This is a genomic window from Paenibacillus lutimineralis (assembly GCF_003991425.1).
In the GTDB taxonomy this organism is placed as follows: domain Bacteria; phylum Bacillota; class Bacilli; order Paenibacillales; family Paenibacillaceae; genus Fontibacillus; species Fontibacillus lutimineralis.
On record NZ_CP034346.1, the window covers coordinates 1,445,817 to 1,462,604 of the forward strand.

Below are 16,788 nucleotides of genomic sequence, written 5' to 3' on the forward strand. Positions count from 1 at the left end.
GAATTTTACTGATTATTTAGCAATTGATCGTATCTGATAGCTTCTGGCAGCGTCTGACGTTGTCAGGGGCTATCTTTTTTAGACACCAAGATCAGAACATGGAAAATATCGGGGCCAAAATTAAACTGTTGTTGCCGTCTCACAGTGAAAGGGATAAGATGGGGGGGCCTGGGTAGGAATTCCCGATTTCCAACATATGGAGGACGTGATGTGCATAATGCCTAAAAGTATTCATGGATTAAATGCATTAATCACGTTAAAATAGTTTTGTTTGTTACATATTGGATACTGACTGATCTTATTATGAAATTTTTCCATTTTATTGAAGGTTTAGCGCGGAAAGTATCGAATTATATATTGTAACTTCTTAGCTTGTGAATTTAAGGTTAGAGGTGCTGAGATGAAAGGTCTGGTAAAAGTATTAGCTACTGTATTTGTTGTGGTAGTAGCGGTTTTCAGTGTCTTCTTCATAGAAAGCACAAATAATAAAAAGAGTGCGGAGCAGACGATTGATGAGTGGCAGATTTTATGGATGGATCATTTTGACCCGGACATGACTGTAGGGCAGCTGGAGAAGGAGAAGGGCTGGATCAATGTAAGGGCAGATGATAAGGCTATGGCTAGACCCGAAGGCGCGGCTTCGCAGTGGGTCAGGATTAAGGCACCTGTTAATTCAGAGGGAAAAGCAATCCTGTTCAAGAAAATTTATGGATACGATATTATTGCGAAACAAGGAGATCACAAAATTTATGAATCCCATAGAGAATACAAGTATGGGGTTAATGTTGTCCTATTGCCATCTGATAGTATTAATAAGGAAGATCCGATATATCTTGGCATTAGGTCGCCGGTTAGAATTGGTATTCAGAGTGAGGTATATGTCGGTGATTTTTATAATTTACATAATATGTATGTCAAAAGTAGCTTAAGTGATTTTATTATCGGCAGTAGCCTAATGTTTATTGCATTTACTATGCTGATTTGCGCTATCTTTTTGAATTCAGAATATGCTGCAACTTGGGTTTCTCTTTGTTTAATCATCTTATCGTGTGGATTCATTATGATTACATATTCATCATTCTTGTATTCTACATATGGCGAGTACGGAAGTATATATGTGATTTTGTTTGATTTATCCTTGTTTATATTGTTACCTTCCTTTTCTTTCTTCTTCGAAAAAGTGATAGGCAGTGGTTATCGCTCATTAATTCGTAAATTTCGAACCTTCCAAATTGGTTATTCATTATTATGTACTGCTCTAATGTTGATTAATATATTCACTCATAATCATATTTACGATCTGTATAGAATCGCCTCAGCAACGTTGCTTGGTCTTATAATGATGGTACAATTTATCATTCTGATCACTACTGCCATCTTTTACGCGAAGAGGGGCAGCAAAGAAGCGCTTATATTCTCAGTAGGGTTTGCAATTTTCTCTGTTTTGGGTCTTGGTGAGTTGTTCTGGTTCTACTTAAAGGCGGAATATTATGATTTGTTCTTATGGAAATGGGGAGTGGTTAGCTTCCTCATATCGCTGATTGTTATTATGGGCAAGCGCTTTGCTCGTAACCATGAACAGATCGTAGAATATTCGAGACAACTGGAAATGTTCAATAATGAGCTTCAACGTTCAGAGAAGATGGAAATCATAAGTGAACTAGCAGCTTCTGTGGCGCATGAGGTTCGTAACCCGCTTCAGGTGACGCGAGGATTTCTGCAACTCTTATCTGAGAAGAATTCGTCGTCAAATCAGTTATATTTGAATATGGCCCTTGATGAATTGGATCGGGCAGCTTTGATTATTACTGATTTTCTTACCTTCGCTAAGCCAGAAGCCGGGAAGGTCACGACACTTAATGTATTGGAGGAGTTCATTCATATTGAAGGAATTCTCATGCCGCTGGTGAATCTGCAGGGCGGGAAGATAACGGTGCATATTCCAAGTGATTTGCATATAAGGGGAAGTTCCTCAAAATTCAAGCAGGCTTTCATTAATATTATCAAGAACAGCATCGAGGCGCTCGATGGCGAAGGAGAAATCGACATTTGGGCTCATGGAGATGATGGAAAGGTATGCATTTATATTAAGGACAACGGCGAGGGGATGGAACCTGAGGTGCTTGCCCGCTTGGGCGAGCCATATTTCTCGAATAAGACGAAGGGAACGGGATTAGGATTGATGGTCACCTTCAGAATTATCGAGGTTATGCAAGGGAATATTTCCTTTACAAGTACAAAAGGAGTTGGAACCGAGGTGTGTGTCAGCTTTCCTTCAGTGATAATCTAAAGGATGCCATTTACACTCTCGGGGTCCAACCCCTTTTTTAATAATTTTTTACGAGCCCCAAATCGCATTAGGTTTGATTTCATCTGATCTCATGACATCCGATGGCTTAGGCGGCAGAACTAGAAAAAGCTCATTTGAATTTTCTTCAACAGTGGTCACCTTGATATGATCCGGGAGAATCACACCAAGCACTTCTTGAATAGCTGCTTTAGGATTTTTGAGAAGCTGTGCCTTGAAGTCGGGATCTTGCCACGCTCTTTGGATAATTTGACTTTGAAGAACGGACTCTGATGTCATAGATATCACCCTTTCAAAGATAGTTAAATTTTCCTATTCAGTATATCATGGAATATCCGACAAATCTATTAACTAGCGTTATTACTTGCTTTTAGTCAATTGCTGAGAGAGTAAGTACTCCAGACCGCCACGCTGTAATAAGCTCCGATCCCTCTCAATTTGCTGTGCAATCTCTTCCAATTGATCACAGAGGTAAGCGTGAAATTCATAGAGTAGTGGGAAGCTGGTACTAGTGTAAGATAGGGTGCGATGATGTACATCGGCCCTTTCAGAATAGCGAATTAGACATCCCTCCACATATACCGCCTGTTTAATCTCCTCAACGGTAGGTCTCCGATCCGACAAATGTAGATCTGCTTGAACCATGGACAGCAGACAATTATAGCTACCCTCGATCAGGTCCTTCTCCCAATCCTGCCAATCATCGATCATTTGCAATGTAATTAGCACGAGATCGACAGCCTCCTCCAACTGGGGGATCCGCGTTTCCTGCCCCGACAGAAGCATCATCGCCGCGACGGATAATTTTACGGGTGCCGCTCTATGAGCAATGCGAGCCGGATTCACCTGAAAAAAATCCTGCTCATTCTCATAAGTTACCGCGACGGCCCATTCTCCTATGTACTTATCATAATATGTCCAGAATGGCGAGGAACTGGGGAAGAGTGCGCTGTAAATTTTAATGAATTCCGAATGAATTAACTGCGCTAGAGGGAGCTGCGATCGCGATATCAGAGAAGGGTTGTCCATCGTCTCATCGATCAGATGATAGTACAGCATTCCCATAATGTTAGCCGTAGAAATCTGGTGCACATGGTCTGGGTCGATAGGTACTTCCTCATTGAGCCAGTAGGGAAGGAGATAGCAAATATAGTTCTTGGAACGGTGTTCCTTTAGTGGATGGAACTTGTCCAGATAACTAAGGGTAGGGTTTCTGAACTCCTCAGGGATAGTGGCAAGAATCGACTCCGCCCGCGAGAAAATGAGGCCCAAATCTCCTTCAAAACGAGTTAGCCACATCAAAATATCAACGCTCCTTTATATGAACTTTGTATCACGACCATTTTACTAAATCATTGTAACTTAAACAGCCAGGTTCCGCGAGGAACTAATGCTGCTGCGCCCATTTTTGCAATTGCCTGGAGAATGTAAAGGGGCAGCAGCAGACATAGTGTATATAGCTTGTTCATGTATATTTAGAAAAGTTGGTGAAGGCCAATGAGGATCAGCAATACTCCTGAGATTACGGTAGCGCGGTTGCCGAATTTCTCAGCTGCGAATTTCTGGCCGAAGCCTGCACAGAGCGCCAACAAGATGAAGCTGAATATGCCTACGGATAGAGAGGTTCCCCATATGCTGAGGCGGGTAATCCCGGCATTGAATCCCCCGGCTAGTGCATTCATCGCTAGAGCAATCCCAAGCAGTATCGATTCGCCTAGACTGATTGACTGGGAGCTATCCTTATCGGCTTCCTCCGGGTTGCGCAGTAGCCGGGTTAGTGCATTGGCATCATCATCTTGCTGCGCCGGCTTCTTCTCCAGATAAGGCTGCAGCAGCACCCAGATGCCTACCCCAACGATCACGACTGTTCCGATCATCTGCCCAATCCAAGGTTGAACCCACACCGACAGCCAGCTTCCGAACAGACCTGATAGCAAGGTAGCCAGGAATGAGATGAAGGCAATCGTCAGATTGGAGTACCAAGGGATGCGGATCTTCCTGACACCGTAGGCTATCCCCACACCGGCATTATCCAGGTTGGAGGCCAGACCGATGATCACGATAGCAGCCAGACTGTATGAATCCATGATATTCGCTCCTTTACATTTGCTTGATGCCACAGCATATGCCCAGGAGTCCATATTGGTTTCTTGTACCCCTATAAGAAGGGGAGTGAGAATAAATCTTTGCATTTTTTGCAATATTAGTTCCCATTTAGGAGAATATAGTAGTATAATCTTCAATAAGATATACCGGAGGAGTGATAAATGTGATAGAGAATTTATTGCGTCCGTCTCATCTGCTCTTGTTGGTCATTGCTGCATTGCTGCTGTTTGGTCCGAGCAAGCTTCCGGAACTTGGGCGCAGCTTCGGTACAATGCTGAAGGAGTTCAGAAAAGGGGCACGTGGTGATTTTATAGAGGAGACCCCGCAGGAAGTCAAGCCTGTCCAAGAATCGAATAAATCTTAGATTTCACAAGGGCACCTGCATGAAGGTGTTCTTTTTTTTGAAGAAAATAGTTGCAAATGAATACATCTTCGAAGTCCTGAATACTCATTAATAATTCTGGGTCTGAGCGCAGTATAAGGAGAGATGAGTGGAGAAGTCGATAAATGATCGTAATTATGTTATCTTAAGAGAATAAATTGTCAGCTATAAGCAAGCCTTTGGCATGGAGGGATACTGATGCAGGATGATTACGCGCGCAAGCTGGACGATCAGAAGAGTCTGTTCAAGCAGCTTGGCATCAAATTGGATGCGCTAACCATTCATGAGAAAGATTTTGATGTAAAAATGAGGGGTTATGAGAAAGAAGAGGTAGACCGGTTTCTAGATGATATCATCATTGATTACGAACGATTCTACGATATTATTACGGATCTGCTGGACAAATACAAAGAGATTCAGCGCAGACAGGCTTATTGGGAAGAAGAGAAGAAGATGATGTCATCTATGGCCGCCCGTAAGCCGCAAGTAGATACGGAGAATGCAGTTGACCGCCGTCTTGTAGATGACGGAATCCGTCAATTGGAACGTAGCCTCGAGCATTTTAAGCAGTTTATTAATGGTGGATTGAAGTGAGACGAAGGAGCTGGCAGTAAAGATGCCGGCTTCTTTTTTTGTGAATAAGAGCAGCCATTCCAACGCAAACTTGAACTAGGTTGATTGTTGTTAAAATCGGGTGTTTATTGCAGTTTTCTGCAAATTCATTTGATATTCATCTTTTAATCATTGCATCTGTGTGAAGGAAGTGGTAATATATAAACAAGATTTAGATTTAGTCTAAATTTAAAGAAATGTTTCACAACACGAACATTTCGCCGTTTATCTAAACCGTTAAAATTATGAATGGAGGAACGAGAAATGGCAAATCAAGCATTGGAAAAACAAATGAATCTCCTGATTGCAAACTGGACAACCATGTACACGAAGTTGCATAACTTCCACTGGTATGTTAAAGGACATAACTTCTTCACCTTGCATGTAAAATTTGAAGAATTGTACGATGAAGCTGCTGGATATATTGATGATATTGCAGAACGTCTGCTTTCTATTGGCGGCAAACCGGTCGCAACACTACGTGAATCCTTGGAGCTGGCAACGATTAAGGAAGCTACAGGTAATGAGACTCCTGACCAAATGGTAGCTGCTATCGTTGCTGACTTTGAAGTACTGGATAAGGAACTGCGTGAGGGTATGTCCATCGCTGAGGAAGCAGGAGATGAAGCAACAAGTGACTTGCTGTTAGGTGTTGTTTCTACTCTTGAGAAGCATCGTTGGATGCTTAATGCATTTTTGAACAACTAATCACCGTATCACTGATGAATGATTAATGAGGGACCTGCCGCGTACAGCCTGAAGGCTGAGCGGCAGGTCCCTTTTTTCTTACACTTTGAACTTCTCGATTAATGTGTGCAGCTTATCCGATAAATTGGCCAGGAAGTTAGCCGAGGCATCTACTTCCTCCATCGTCGCAAGCTGTTCCTGAGATGCAGCAGACATGGACTGGGCGCCATCGACGTTGTTGTTGGCGATTTCCACGATGTTCTCGAGCGATTTTACCAATAGCTCGGTCTGGCCCGAGAGCTCTTGAACAGCGCCGCTGATGTTGCTTATTGCCCCAGCAGTTGCTGTGGACTGGTTCTCGATCTCATCGAAGGATTCGCCGGCACTATACACTAGAGAAGTACTTAGCTCAACCTCTCGGGCGGTCTCGATCATCGTTGTACCAGTCGCTTCCATTTGTGTAACGATATAGCCTACGAGGGTGGCTATCTGCTTCACTGATTCAGCTGAACGTTCGGCCAGTTTGCCGACGGATGAAGCGACCACGGCGAAGCCGCTGCCATATTCACCAGCCCGGGCTGCTTCGATCGAAGCATTGATCGCCAGCAGATTAGTCTCGTCAGCAATTGCAGTAATAATCTCCAGAATGCTCTGAATTTCTTTGGAATGACCAGAAAGCTCAGTGATATTAGCAGACAATTCGTTGATTTTGCCCTGCATTCTGTTCATTTGCTGTATGCTCTGCTGAATGGACGCTACGCCCTGTCCTGCAGCAACTGAGGAACTCTGGGCTGCGTCGGACACATCGCTCATAGTATGGACAATTTGCTTCGTGGAGGTCGACATGCTGCGCAGAGTATTCGAGCTCTGCTCCAGATCATGCAGTTGCGTCTCTGCTCCTTCCGCCAGTTCCTGTGTGATGTAGACGGTCTGCTCACAGGCTGTCCCCGTTTGCTCCGCGCTTGCAGACAACTGTTGGGAAGATGAAGCTACTTGGATGGAAGTCGAGCTCACCTCGGTGATCAGGCTCCGCAGATTGATGATCATATTGCTGAAGTCCCGTGACAGCTTGCCAACTTCATCATTACTCTTCAGCACCATAGGCGTAATCGTAAGATCACCTTGTGCAATTTGGTTCACCTGGTTGGATAAATGTTCAAGCGGGCGAATCATACGATGAATGATGAAATAGACAACCAGAGCGGCAAGCAGGAAGACCACAGCGCCAATGATAAAGGGTAAGGTGATGATCTCCCATGTTCTGTCATGAATAATGGATGCATCGAAATTGATGGCCATTAATCCGACGATGGACTTGTTCGGATCATTGTCCTGGAAGATAGGACCATATCCTGTCAATAGCTCCGTGTCATCATATGTATAGACCTTCGTGTATACGGAATGCTTCATGTCCATGATCATATCCCGATCGGCTGGATCGAAATAGAAAGCATCGCCGGCGTTATAGCCGCGCTCCTTAAGGTGTTGGTCGGCAGCAAGAATGGAGCCATCGAGCGAGAGAATGAAAGCTTCCTTGAACAATGGTTTATGGTCTACCGTCCAGTTCAGTTGCTGCTCCACTTCAGCCAATTTGGACTTGTCTCCATTTGCGAGCAGTTCGATGACGGCAGGATTGATCAAGCCGGTCGTAATATTAGCGCAACCTACGGTTTCGACACCGACGGATTTCTCTACCTGACGGTAGGTTGTCTGATAGCCGAATACACCGATAATGGCGCCGATAAGCCCAAGAAGGGTAACAATGGCTATAGTTATTTTTTTTGCAAATCCCATATAAATCTCCTATCTATTGTAAAATGATGTTGGAACTTTGGGGCACATCTATTCAACATTATAATGAGGAATTGTTTGCGGAATAATAAGGAATATCGTCGCTTTGTGTCGGAAAAGCGAACTTTGAGCAAAAAATCACAAGGAGTGAGACTTCATGTCTAATAATTCAGAAGTTTGGCGTCTATTTATCGCGATTCCGATCCCGTCCCCTGTTAAACAGGCGATTGCTGACTGGTGTAAGGAGCAGAGGGACAAGTTAGCTTTTCAAAAATGGGTGCATCAGGAGGATTATCATATAACGGTGCAGTTTCTGGGCGATACATCCCCGGAGAGGTTGGATGATCTTCAATTAGCCGCTACGAGGGCTGTCTCCAATATTCGGCCTACACATATGGAAGCCCATGGATGCGGTACATTCGGACGTGCAGATCAGCCAAGGGTACTCTGGGCAGGATTAAGTGGGGATATGGAGCTATTGAACAAGCTGCAGAATAACGTCATTGAGGAGAACGGGAAGCTGGGGTATATTCCGGAGGACCGTCCTTACCGGCCGCATATTACGATGGCTCGCAAGTACCGTGCAGGATACAAGCTGGAAACGGATATTAAGATGACCAATCCTCAGTTTGGTTCATGGACTGCAGATGCATTGGTGATCTATCGAACGAATATGCATCATCAGCCGATGTATGAGAAGGTTGCCGAGATTCCCTTCGCCAAATAACTTTATTTTTATACAGATTATGTGATATTTCATACAGACTAAGAAAAATGGCCATGAAAAATGGTGAAAATAATTGAAAAAAAATAACTTGCAATGCATTTCAGAACGTGCTAAAGTGTTAATTGACCAAATGACCAAAACGGACTTTTAGTCATTTTCGAGGAAAAAGTAAGTCTAAAGATAAGGAGGTGCTTTATTTGGCTGTAGTGGATCGCAGAAGACAAATCGTTGAAGCGGCAGAAAAATCATTTGCATTGTTTGGTTACAAAGCTACAACGATGGATCATGTAGCTAAAATTGCAAATGTCGCCAAGGGCACGATTTACACGTTTTTTGCGAATAAGGAGGAACTGTTTGATGAAATTCTTCGTTCCGTCATTATAGAGATGAAGAAAATTACGGAACAAGAGGTTCAGGATGACAGACCTTTCTTCGAGAATCTGTACCAGAGCATGGATAAACTTCTGGAATTCAGGAGAGAACATGAGCTGCTTGTGAAGCTGTTCCAGGAGGTAAGAGATTTTGGAACGCCGCAAGCGCGTGAGGGCCTGGAGAAGATCGAGTTGGCCATCCTTGATTACTTGGAGCGTCAAATCGATCGTGCGGCCAAACATGGGGAAATTCGCGAGTTTGATCCTAAAGTAATTGCATTTGTGCTTGTGAAGCTGTACATTGCGCTAACTTCGGATTGGAACAAAATTCACGAGCCACTAAGCAAAGAGCAGATCAGAGAATTTTCTCAAATATTTTTATCAGGCGGGTTATCCAAGACATAGTTAGAGATAGGAAAGGACCCGTACGGTAATGAGAGAAAGAGATAAGAGATAAGATTCAGGGATATAAGGAGAGAAATTATTATGAAATCAATGTCGGTATTTTTTAAGGATCTTGCATCTTCCTTTAAAAAGCCTAAAGTGATTATCCCAATTCTTGTCGTCATGTTCATTCCCGTATTATACAGCGGAATGTTTCTGAAGGCATTTTGGGACCCGTACGGGAAAATGGATGAGATTCCTGTCGCGGTTGTCAATGAGGATCGCGGTGCTGAATACGAAGGAACAGAGCTACAAGCAGGTAATGATTTGGTCGAAGAGCTGAAGAAGAACGCGGCCTTTGGTTGGGAGTTCGTCACCCGCGAGCAAGCGAATGAAGGAATGAAGAACAACGATTATTATATGACGCTTGTAATTCCAAGCAACTTCTCGGAACAGGCTACAACTTTGATGGATGATCAACCGAAACCTGCTGAGATTATCTATGAACCGAACGAAGCTTACAACTTCCTGGCCGCGCAAATTGGCGGAACAGCAGTGAAGGAAATCAAGAGCAAAGTATCCGCGAAAGTAACGGAAGCTTATACAGATGTTCTGTTTGATCAAGTTGAGAAAATTTCTAGTGGTCTTGGCGATGCGGGCGAAGGCGCAACTGAGATCAATGACGGAGCCGTTAAGCTGGATGAAGGCGCTCAGAAGCTGAAAGAGAACCTGGCCAAAATGGTAGACGGTTCAGTGAAGCTGCAAGATGGCATCTCCCCATTGACGGAAGGTGTGGGTTCCCTGAATAAAGGGGCCGGCGATTTGAAGACAGGTGCCACCTCTCTTGCTTCTGGTTTGAATCAGTTAGCAGATGCCAATAAGCAGTTGCAGAACGGGGCTGCAGCCGCAAATGAAGGCGGCAATCAATTGAAGACAGGACTTGGCGCTTCGCTGAATGGAGCTAACGCTCTGGCTCAAGGCTTGAAGCAGTCCGAACAAGGCAGCGCATCGCTGGTAACCGGACTGGAATCTTCAGCACAAGGCAGCACAAAGGTTGCAGAGGGTGCGAAGGCAGTTGCCCAAGGTATTGAACAATTAACACAAGCTAGCCCAGAGCTGGCAGCGAATCCTGCAGTGAAGCAGCTTCTGGCAGCCAGCCAAGCAGTTGCTACCGGCAGTGAGCAAGTAGCGCAAGGTCAACAGCAATTGTTGAAAGGCAGCAAGGATTTACACGGTGCACAACAACAGCTTGTACAAGGCAGTGAACAGCTTGTTCAAGGTCAAGAGCAATTGGCCCAAGGGGCCGCGAAGTTGACTGAAGGTCAAGGTCAACTTGTAGGCGGACTGAAGCAGTTCGGCGTGAAGCTGAATGAAGCAGCAGCCGGCGGCAGCCAGCTTGCGACAGGGGCTGGCGCACTTAGCGAAGGAGCTAAGAAAATTGAAGGCGGTATGGGTCAATTGTCTAGCGGTGTCGCTACACTCGCTGATGGCTCGAAGCAATTGGATGAAGGTGCCGGTGAACTTAAGGACGGCACAAGCAAGCTGAGCGAAGGCTCGGGAGAATTGGCTAGCAAGCTGAACGAGGCAGCGGATGAAACTTCTTCTGTGAAGAAGACAGATGCCCTAGTTGATATGTTCGCTCAGCCAGTAGATGTGGATGAGCAGAAGATGAATGAAGTACCGAACTATGGTACAGGATTCTCACCATACTTCCTGTCCCTCGGTCTGTTCGTCGGCGCTCTGATCTCGACGCTGGTCGTTCCACTCCGCAGCTCTTCCGTATCGGAAGCAAGCGGATGGAATCGCTTCGTAAGCCGTTCGCTCTCCTTCACAGGAATGAGCCTTTTCCAATCACTATTCGCAGTAGTATTGGTACTCTATGGCTTGAAGCTTGAGGTACAGAATGTACCGATGTTCTACCTGTTCACATTTGTTACCAGCCTGTGCTTCATGTTCATCATTCAGGCCCTTGTCACTTGGCTCGACAATCCAGGCCGCTTCCTGGCGATCCTGCTCTTGATCTTCCAATTGACAACATCTGCAGGAACATTCCCAGTAGAATTGCTTCCTTCCTGGATGAAGGCATTCAATCCGTTCATGCCAATGACATTTAGCGTCAAAGGCTATAAAGCGGTAATCTCTTCGGGAGAAATGAGTGTCGCTTGGGGTCAAATGGGTATTCTGATTGGCGTTGCTGTTGTATTCTTGGCACTCACGCTTGTATACTTCCTGGCACATAATAATAGTGTAGCTGAAGAAGTAAGCGCAGAAGCTAGTCTGCAAGCCTAAGATCGTCTACAGAATGCATCAAGAAGCTCGTCCTCCGGTATTTGCGCCGGGAGCGAGCTTCTTTTTTTATATACATAATGCAAGCCAAGTTTGGTAAGTTTCACAGGTTCATCTCATTTGTGCGCAGCTTTTATGACCGCTATGCATAAGGGGAGTGTCTGGTATAGCTTCGTTTACAATATTTTTCAAATTTATAAGTGATAGTACAAAAGAAAGAGAAGATAGTGCAAAAACAGTGGAGCCGATTTCCGTTAGAATAAACCTACGGAGAAGATATAGAAAGGTTGCGCTGATGATGACAAATAGACATACTGTTGCACCACCTCGGCAGGGACTTTATGATCCCGTATTTGAAAAAGATGCCTGCGGCATGGGCTTTGTCGCACATATCAAGGGAAAAGCGTCGCATTCGATCGTTGTCCAGGCGCTCACCATGCTGACGAATATGGAGCATCGCGGCGGACAGGGCAGCGAGCCGAATTCGGGAGACGGCGCTGGTATATTAGTGCAAATCCCACACCGATTCCTGGCGCGGGAGGCCTTGAAGCTGGGATTCGAGCTTCCGGTGTCTGGGGAATATGGGGTTGGGATGCTGTTCCTATCACAGATTGCTGAAGAGCGAGCTTCCCAGGAGGCTGCAATTACTCGTATCGCCGAAGAGGAAGGCCAAGGAGTTCTAGGTTTTCGCGATGTGCCGACGAATGATGAAATGCTGGGGGAATCGGCTAAGGAAGCCAAGCCTTATGTACGACAAGTGTTTATCAGCCGCAGCGCAGATCTGGAGGATGAACTGGCTTTTGAACGGAAATTGTATGTCATCCGTCGCCGAGCTGAGTTATCGATTCGTTATGCGGATGATACGGAGGAGAATTCATTCTATGTATCCAGCTTGTCATGCAGCAAACTTGTCTATAAAGGGATGCTGACAACGGAGCAGGTGGGACAATTCTATCTTGACCTGCAGGATGAAGCAGTAGAATCAGCGATCGCATTGGTGCATTCCCGTTTCAGCACCAATACGTTCCCAAGCTGGGAACGGGCGCATCCGTATCGCTTTATGATTCACAACGGTGAGATTAATACACTGCCGGGAAATGTGAACTGGATGCATGCGCGTCAGTCGCTGTTCGTGAGCGATGTGTTCGGCAGCGATCTGGAGAAGATCAAACCGGTCATTAATCCGGATGGGTCGGATACAGCGATGTTTGACAACACCTTTGAGTTCCTCTACTTGAGCGGGCGTTCTTTACCGCATGTGGCCATGATGATGGTTCCCGAACCCTGGAATAATCATGCGGAGATGGAGCCGACACGCCGGGCTTTCTATGATTATCATAGCTCCTTGATGGAGCCTTGGGATGGGCCTGCAGCTATGGGCTTCACAGACGGAATCCAGATCGGGGCGATTCTAGATCGCAATGGACTGAGACCTTCCCGCTATTATGTAACAAAGGATGACTTGATCATATTGTCTTCCGAGGTGGGGGTACTCGATATTCCGGCGGAAGACGTCCTCTATAAAGATCGCCTGCGTCCGGGACGGATGCTGCTTGTAGATACAAAGGAAGGAAGAATTATAGCGGACGAGGAAGTGAAGGCACGAGTCGCCCAGGAGCTGCCTTATGATAGGTGGCTTGCTGAGCATCGGATCACCCTTCAAGAGCTGCCTGAGGCTTCTATGAAGTTGGAGCTGTCTCATGAAGAGATTACGAATAAACAGATGGCATTTGGGTATTCCTACGAGGACCTGCATAAAGTACTGGAGCCTATGGCGCTGACAGGGAGCGAAGGCTTGGTGTCTATGGGCTATGATGCGCCGCTTGCTGTGCTGTCGGAGCGTCCGCAGCGCTTGTACAATTACTTTAAGCAAATGTTCGCACAGGTGACGAATCCACCGATGGATGCAATCCGCGAGGAGCTCGTTACCTCGGCTATGACACTGATCGGGCCAGAGCAGGATTTGCTTCACCCCGCGCCAGAGAGCTGCCGGCAGATTGTTCTTTCATCGCCATTCCTGTCCGACGAAGACCTAGCCAAGTTACGCCATGTGAAGCGGGAGGGGTTAAAGCCAGCTGTGCTGCCGATCTTATTCGCCACGACCAAGGGGGCTGCTGGAATAGCGCAAGCGCTGGACGATCTCTGTGCAGCGGCTGATCAAGCGATTGCTCAAGGCAAGTCGATACTGATCTTGTCGGATCGTACGGTGGACGCTGAATATGCAGCAATCCCGGCCTTGCTTGCCGTATCCTGCCTGCATCATCATCTTATCTCGCAAGGAACGCGTACACAGGTCAGCATTGTGCTGGAGTCCGGTGAGCCTAGAGAGGTGCATCATTTCGCGTTATTGATAGGCTATGGCGCTAATGCCGTTAATCCGTATCTCGCGTTGGCTAGCTTGAGGGATATGATCAACGGGGGCATGCTACGCGGCGTATCTATTAGTCGGGCTGAAGTGAACTATATCAAAGCCGTGAATAAAGGCGTCATTAAAATATTGTCCAAAATGGGTATCTCTACGATTCAGTCCTATCGAGGAGCGCAAATCTTCGAGGCAGTAGGATTGAATCAACAATTCGTCGATCGTTATTTCACCCGGACGCCAACGCGGATTGAGGGGATTGGTCTAAAGGAGGTTGCTATTGAGACATTGGCTTCACATCAACAAGCCTTCTCTGTAGCGCAAGGTGGCCAGGAGAAAATCCTGGATTCGGGTGGGCAATATCAATGGCGCAACGAGGGAGAAGAGCATCTGTTCAATCCACAGACCATTCATCTGCTGCAGCAGGCTGTGCGCAGCGGGGATTATAGTCTGTATAAGAAATTTGCTGGACTCGTGCAAGGAGAGAACGAGCAGCGCTATACGCTGCGTTCCTTGCTCCACTTGTTGCCAGCCGGACCGAGGGTGCCGCTGGAGGAAGTTGAGTCCGCTGCATCGATTATGCGCAGGTTCAAGACTGGAGCGATGTCATTCGGCTCGATCAGCAAGGAGGCGCATGAGACGATCGCTATCGCGATGAATCGGATCGGAGGCAAGAGTAATTCTGGCGAAGGCGGAGAGGACCCAGCTCGCTATGTGAAGGATGCGAACGGGGACTCACGCCGCAGCGCGATTAAGCAGGTGGCTTCAGGCCGCTTCGGCGTTACTTCGCAATATCTGGTCAATGCGGATGAGATCCAGATCAAGATGGCTCAGGGAGCCAAGCCGGGGGAAGGTGGCCAACTGCCAGGCAACAAGGTCTATCCGTGGGTAGCCGAGGTTCGCGGCTCAACGCCAGGCGTTGGTCTCATCTCGCCGCCACCGCATCATGATATTTACTCAATCGAAGATCTGGCTGAACTGATCTATGATCTGAAGAATGCGAACCCGCGCGCTCGCATTAATGTCAAGCTTGTCTCTGAGGTCGGCGTAGGCACGATCGCTGCTGGGGTCGCCAAGGGCCGCGCCGATGTTATTCTAGTCAGTGGTTATGACGGGGGAACTGGCGCATCACCGCAGAGCTCGATCCGTCATGCAGGCTTGCCATGGGAGCTTGGTCTGGCCGAGACGCATCAGACACTGATGCTGAATCACTTGCGCGATCGGGTCGTGCTCGAGACGGACGGTAAAATGCTGACCGGCCGTGATTTGGCCGTCGCTGCGCTGCTTGGTGCGGAGGAGTATGGCTTCTCCACAGCTCCGCTCGTCTCCGTCGGTTGTATCATGATGCGGGTCTGCCAGCTCGATACATGTCCGGTTGGGGTCGCTACGCAGAATCCGGAGCTGCGCAAGAATTTCACCGGCGATCCGCAGCATGTCGTAAACTTCATGACCTTCATCGCCGAGGATCTGCGCGAGTGGATGGCCGAGCTGGGCTTCCACAGTCTGGATGAGATGATCGGCCGTACGGACTGTCTGGATGCGGGAAGGGTAGATCAGCATTGGAAGAGGAGCGGGCTTGATTTAAGTGCACTGCTGCACACGCCTGTGATGGAGGAGGAAGAGAGCAGACGTCGCCATTCGCGTGAGCAGAATCACGGCTTGGAAGAGACGCTGGATGCCGTTGAGCTGCTGAAGCAAGCTGCGCCGGCGCTAGATCGCGGCGAGGCTGTAAGCATCTCACTACCGATCTGCAATGTGAATCGGGCGACCGGCACGTTATTGGGTAGTGAGGTAACGCGTCGTTATGGCGCGGACGGCTTGCCGGACGATACGATTCTACTGAACTTCGAAGGCTCGGCCGGACAGAGTCTAGGGGCATTTGTGCCGCGTGGTATTACGATTACGGTCGAAGGCGATGCGAATGATTACGTTGGGAAGGGACTCTCGGGCGGAAAGATTATCGTCAGACCATCCCGATTCGCGACCTTTGCCGCAGAAGAGAATGTCATTATCGGCAACACCTCCTTCTATGGTGCAACGAGCGGAGAAGCGTATATCCGTGGTATCGCTGGAGAACGGTTTGCAGTACGTAATTCCGGTGCGAATGTTGTTGTTGAAGGTGTCGGCGATCATGGCTGTGAATATATGACAGGAGGCCGAGTCGTTGTTCTTGGCGATACAGGTCGTAACTTTGCAGCCGGCATGTCTGGAGGCATCGCTTATGTGCTAGATTTACATGGCAAGTTCAAGAAGCGGTGCAACCAAGAGATGGTGCTGCTGGAACAGGTAGAGTCCGAGGTAGAAGCCGAGCATCTGCGAACCTGGATCCGTCGTCATGTGCTATACACGGATAGCACTGTAGGACGGCGCATACTGGATTGCTGGCACGAGATGCTTCCAAGATTCGTCCGTGTCATTCCACAGGATTATAAACGGATGCTGGAACAGATCCGCAAGGTCGAGGAGAAGGGCTTGCAGGGCGAAGCAGCACGGTTAGCTGCTTTCGAAGCGAATTCGCGGGAATTAGACCAGACTGGTATTAGAGCTGCTAGCGGGCTGCCAAATCCTAGGTAAGGCTAGGTAAAGCTAGGTAAAGCCAGGTAAAGCCAGGTAAAGCCAGGTAAGGTGTAAATAACTATGGCATTCGTACAGGTTCATGTATGCTAAAGCAATTCGGTGATCACGCAAGCCCCCCATTCTAGTCCAAAGCTAAAATACCTGCAGAAATGCAGTTTTTTAACAGGTTTAACAAGCTTGGAATGGGAATACCTG

12 protein-coding genes are annotated in these 16,788 nt (G+C 47.1%); 8 read left to right on the plus strand and 4 right to left on the minus strand.

The features are described from left to right. Nucleotides 1-400 precede the first annotated feature (400 nt). Entirely contained in the window at nucleotides 401-2,290 is a 1,890-nt protein-coding gene (locus EI981_RS06110; RefSeq protein WP_126996368.1) for a sensor histidine kinase, read from the plus strand. A gap of 48 nt (nucleotides 2,291-2,338) precedes the next feature. On the opposite strand, the gene EI981_RS06115 is transcribed toward EI981_RS06110, so the two are convergent. The 3 genes from EI981_RS06115 to ytaF all read right to left on the minus strand — a co-directional run bounded on the left by EI981_RS06115 (nucleotide 2,339) and on the right by ytaF (nucleotide 4,395). Further along, nucleotides 2,339-2,587, minus strand: a complete 249-nt coding sequence (locus tag EI981_RS06115; RefSeq protein ID WP_126996370.1) for an NHLP leader peptide family RiPP precursor — start codon at nucleotides 2,585-2,587, stop codon at nucleotides 2,339-2,341. Nucleotides 2,588-2,668: 81 nt separating this feature from the next. Then, on the minus strand, nucleotides 2,669-3,607 hold the full coding sequence (locus EI981_RS06120) for a hypothetical protein (protein ID WP_227011879.1): 939 nt from the start codon (nucleotides 3,605-3,607) through the stop codon (nucleotides 2,669-2,671). A 176-nt stretch (nucleotides 3,608-3,783) separates the two neighbouring features. Next, nucleotides 3,784-4,395, minus strand: coding sequence for a sporulation membrane protein YtaF (ytaF, locus tag EI981_RS06125; RefSeq protein ID WP_126996374.1), 612 nt, complete (start codon nucleotides 4,393-4,395; stop codon nucleotides 3,784-3,786). Nucleotides 4,396-4,577: 182 nt separating this feature from the next. Between ytaF and EI981_RS06130 the strand changes: the two genes are divergently transcribed. The 3 genes from EI981_RS06130 (at nucleotide 4,578) to EI981_RS06140 (ending at nucleotide 6,116) form a co-directional block, all read left to right on the plus strand. Further along, nucleotides 4,578-4,778, plus strand: a complete 201-nt coding sequence (locus EI981_RS06130; RefSeq protein WP_068782366.1) for a twin-arginine translocase TatA/TatE family subunit — start codon at nucleotides 4,578-4,580, stop codon at nucleotides 4,776-4,778. 216 nt (nucleotides 4,779-4,994) lie between these two features. Then, on the plus strand, nucleotides 4,995-5,390 hold the full coding sequence (locus tag EI981_RS06135; protein WP_126996376.1) for a DivIVA domain-containing protein: 396 nt from the start codon (nucleotides 4,995-4,997) through the stop codon (nucleotides 5,388-5,390). 282 nt (nucleotides 5,391-5,672) lie between these two features. Beyond that, nucleotides 5,673-6,116, plus strand: coding sequence for a Dps family protein (locus EI981_RS06140; protein WP_126996378.1), 444 nt, complete (start codon nucleotides 5,673-5,675; stop codon nucleotides 6,114-6,116). A gap of 78 nt (nucleotides 6,117-6,194) precedes the next feature. Here EI981_RS06140 and EI981_RS06145 read toward each other — a convergent pair whose 3' ends face one another. Then, nucleotides 6,195-7,889, minus strand: coding sequence for a methyl-accepting chemotaxis protein (locus EI981_RS06145; protein WP_126996380.1), 1,695 nt, complete (start codon nucleotides 7,887-7,889; stop codon nucleotides 6,195-6,197). 154 nt (nucleotides 7,890-8,043) lie between these two features. On the opposite strand from EI981_RS06145, the gene thpR reads away from it, so the two are divergent. The 4 genes from thpR (at nucleotide 8,044) to gltB (ending at nucleotide 16,590) form a co-directional block, all read left to right on the plus strand. Beyond that, the gene (gene thpR / locus EI981_RS06150; protein WP_126996382.1) at nucleotides 8,044-8,613 is read left to right on the plus strand and encodes an RNA 2',3'-cyclic phosphodiesterase; all 570 of its coding nucleotides are present in this window, start codon (nucleotides 8,044-8,046) and stop codon (nucleotides 8,611-8,613) included. A 197-nt stretch (nucleotides 8,614-8,810) separates the two neighbouring features. Further along, entirely contained in the window at nucleotides 8,811-9,389 is a 579-nt protein-coding gene (locus EI981_RS06155; RefSeq protein WP_126996384.1) for a TetR/AcrR family transcriptional regulator, read from the plus strand. An 81-nt stretch (nucleotides 9,390-9,470) separates the two neighbouring features. After that, nucleotides 9,471-11,657 (plus strand): YhgE/Pip family protein, encoded by a 2,187-nt coding sequence (locus EI981_RS06160; RefSeq protein WP_126996386.1) that lies wholly within the window; start codon nucleotides 9,471-9,473, stop codon nucleotides 11,655-11,657. Between the two features lie 295 nt (nucleotides 11,658-11,952). Continuing rightward, nucleotides 11,953-16,590, plus strand: a complete 4,638-nt coding sequence (gene gltB, locus EI981_RS06165) for a glutamate synthase large subunit (protein WP_418789041.1) — start codon at nucleotides 11,953-11,955, stop codon at nucleotides 16,588-16,590. Nucleotides 16,591-16,788: the final 198 nt, after the last annotated feature.